The sequence below is a fragment of the Psychrobacter sp. 1U2 genome, assembly GCF_051847575.1.
This window is the reverse complement of sequence record NZ_JBPYDC010001244.1, coordinates 1-655: the sequence shown is the minus strand read 5'-3', so window position 1 is coordinate 655 and position 655 is coordinate 1. Positions and strand designations below refer to the sequence as shown.

The window sequence follows — 655 nt, the reverse complement described above, 5'->3', positions numbered from 1 at the left end:
TTTTTAGCGTTGTTGTTTAATCGTGTAGTCGGTAAGCAGCCTTTATCGTTTGCCGCGCTTTGGGTACTACAAGAATGGACGAAAACATGGCTATTTACAGGGTTTCCGTGGTTGTTCGTCGGCTATGCCTTTACTGAACAGTATTGGTTGTCATCACTTGCACCCATCGCTGGGGTATTTGCCATCTCCTTTGTCGCCATCCTATTGGCAGCAAGTATCGTTGAGCTGCTGCGCCGTCGCGGCGGTTATATGGTGGTTGCCATCGCCTTGTTAATCATCAGTACGTCATTGTGGCTGATTAACCCGCAGTGGACAAAGCCTAAAGGCACGCCTGATTTGTCCGTATCATTAATTCAAGGCAATATTCCGCAAGATCTCAAATGGTTGACCGAATATCAAGTAGAAACGCTCAATATTTATGCCAAATTAACCAGCACGGAATGGGGACGCGATCTTATCCTTTGGCCTGAATCATCGATTCCAATGTTTCAGACAGAGGCCGTTGGTTTTATCAGCGAGATGGTAAAGATGGCCAAAGCCACTGATACTACATGGGTGACAGGAATTCCTTATAAGGATGAGGCGGCGTTTGATGCAACTCAAGATAAGTACCCACCATTTTATAATAGTGTCGTTGCGTTAGGTGCGGATGCAG

The 655-nt window shown here is 46.1% G+C and carries 1 protein-coding gene; it reads left to right on the top strand.

Annotation, left to right across the window (positions count from 1 at the left end; genetic code table 11):
• Nucleotides 1-655: nitrilase-related carbon-nitrogen hydrolase (locus ACS8FD_RS21450; protein WP_439277361.1), on the top strand; the 655-nt coding region annotated here is incomplete at both ends.